General features: G+C 56.3%; 2 protein-coding genes. Both read right to left on the reverse strand.

Annotated elements, in window-relative coordinates; all coding sequences use genetic code 11:
- Positions 1-95 precede the first annotated feature (95 nt).
- Entirely contained in the window at positions 96-1,085 is a 990-nt protein-coding gene (locus tag ACZY0Y_RS19770; RefSeq protein WP_463959925.1) for a hypothetical protein, read from the reverse strand.
- Between the two features lie 275 nt (positions 1,086-1,360).
- Positions 1,361-2,489, reverse strand: a 1,129-nt coding sequence (locus tag ACZY0Y_RS19775) for a tyrosine-type recombinase/integrase (RefSeq protein ID WP_463959926.1), incomplete at its 5' end; no start/stop codon positions are given.

The following is a 2,489-nucleotide window of genomic DNA, read 5'->3' on the forward strand; positions in this document are numbered from 1 at the left end:
CAGCGGAGTAGATACCTTGATTCTCTCCCAAGGCCCTCACCTCAGCTGAACAACTCCCCGCCCGAACTCCTCACACGGCAGCGATGTCTACACTCTCAATTCTGAAGAGCCCGTTTTCTCTGTGTCGCTTCGTGAGGCCAGCGTTCCCGGATGACACGAATTATGGCGTCCATGTCGGCAGTTCCTAGCAAATGACGAGGAGTGCCGCGTGATCGGAGTACTTCGTCCGCCAAAAGCCAAACAGTTCTCACGATTAACAGTTGACCGGGTCCCCGCGGAGCACCCCGGCTCCAGGCTGCGACCGCCTCAAAAATCCAATCCAGTTCAATCGATCGCAAATCCATCGTGGCATTTGGGCCGATATGTGCGGTGCTTTTTCTCAGGTCAAGATCGCGCAAGTAGATTAAGCGGGGATCACGGTTGTCCACACCGGACCACTCTCGGCGGGCAGCCTCGATCAGGCGCTGGCACTCAGCGAGCATCCCGATAAGGTTTCGATTTTGTGGATCTTGAGCCATGAGGGTTTCCCCTATGACCGTTGAACGGCCGCTGCGCCGGAGGTTCAGGTACGTTTTGCGAACGTAGGAAGGCGCAAGGTTGGCTCGACCCGTCAGGTCTCTTTGTTGCACGGCATAGAGAAACTCCCAGCGCAAGGGTTCAGGTAGCAGACCAAATGGAATCGCGCTGGACTCCGCGTATGTTGTCCGAGCGTCTGGATCCATGGGTGGCTCGCATACCACCGAGAGCCAATGCTCGACTTCTTGAGCGAGGTCCGCGCCGGGGTTCACTTGACGCCACGACTTGAACTTATCCTGATGGAGATTGCAGAGGCCGCTCAGATAGGCGCGTTCCCTTCCGCATCCACTCACGCACTTCTCCGCCTCGCGATATGGCCCCGGTTGCCCGTTTTGGATCCAGTCCTGAGGCGTAAGCGAATTCAGGTCGAGTTGCCGTCGTTTCTTCGTGTAGGCCGCAGCATGTAGACGACACAGGCCATTCGAGTCATGATCCCTCTCGCATCCGGCCACCAAGCAGCCTGTCGTTCGCTCCTGGCGCTGACGGGGTTTTCTGACCCATTCATCCATCTGGATTCCTGTTGACTTTTCCCCCAACCAGGCTGTTCGGCAGACGGGGCACAGATTTGCACGTCCGGAGACAAGAACGTCGCAATCGGCCCGAAGGCAACGCTCGATAGCAGTATGCGGATTCGAAGCATTGGGAACGAACAGAAGCCTTTCGTAGTCGAATTCACCAGGTCTCCAGTCCGGAATAATCAAACTTCGCAGGTGGCGCGACCACGACTCGACTTCGGGTGCCTCTGATGTGTCGTGATTGATTGATAGCGCCGGCCCGCCCCCGCTCATGCGCCCGTCTCCAAGTTGAGGGATCGGGGTGCAAGCGCCTCCATGGCAGCCTTCTTTGCGGATTCCTCATCGTGTGTGTAGATCTTTGTGGAGTTAATATTTGAATGGCCCAACAGGTCTTGAACGACGTCCAGAGACTGTGGCTCACATTCGATGCCTCTAACAAGCCGCGTGGCAAAGGTATGCCTCAACACGTGCGGGCCGCTCAGCACGAAATTGATGCTTTTGGAGCATCTGTCTACAAGCTTCTTGACAGTCGAATACTTCATGGCACATCCCAAGGATTCCCCTTGTGAATAAAGGTTGACGAACACATGAGGTGATTTGTCATGTTGTTTTCCGAGGATTCTCGACCGCTCAAGAACGTAGTCGATGTACCGTTCAATCAGTTCCCTATTTACATACAGCACACGCTCACGGCCTTTGACTCGGGCCCGGTTCTCCACCGGATTGTCCATGAGCACATGGAAATGAGGGTCAGCGTACCTACATCCGAGCTCCGGCGTCCCTCCGGCGAAGTGTAGGTCGGCCGTAAAAAGAGAAAGCGCCTCGCCGGCTCGAATGCCGGTCGAATATAGCAGGTCAATCAGGAAGCGATCTCGACTTCTGAGCGGCAGGGTCTCCAACCTACGTCGAGCATCTGGATCGTCGATCCATTCGGGCGGCGCTTGAGAAGGACGTGCCGAACCCCGCAGCTGCTCTGCCAGGACGCGACGCATGCCGCCATGCTCGCCCCCAGCCGGGCTACCCGGAGCGAAGTACTTGAGCTGCGTCATCCTGCTCGCAACGTTGTTCGCGAGGAGGCCCTCAGCGTCAGCCCATTCGTAATAGGATCGCACGGGTACCAGCCACAAATGCACGGTCACGGGACAGCGCAATGCCATTGCTCCATTGGCCTTTTGGAAGGGGGTGTTTGCAACCGTCCCACGCCAAAGCGCCAGGTGTGACAGTGTGATCGAACGCCAATCCGCCGTAAGGGAAGTCCACGACAGGTACCAGGCCACTTTGCTTCCATTGAGGTGTACTACTGATGTGAGACAGTCTTTGAAAGGATTGTTCCCATGTCTTCCCGTCCCACGTTTTCTGATGAGTTCAAGGCTGATGCTGTTGATCTCGTGATTACTT

It is taken from the genome of Pseudarthrobacter kochi (genome assembly GCF_055412805.1).

Bases quoted from the DNA above. Each gene is read 5' to 3' on its own strand.
- ACZY0Y_RS19770 (WP_463959925.1), bottom strand. From the start codon at position 1,085: ATGGATGAATGGGTCAGAAAACCCCGTCAGCGCCAGGAGCGAACGACA.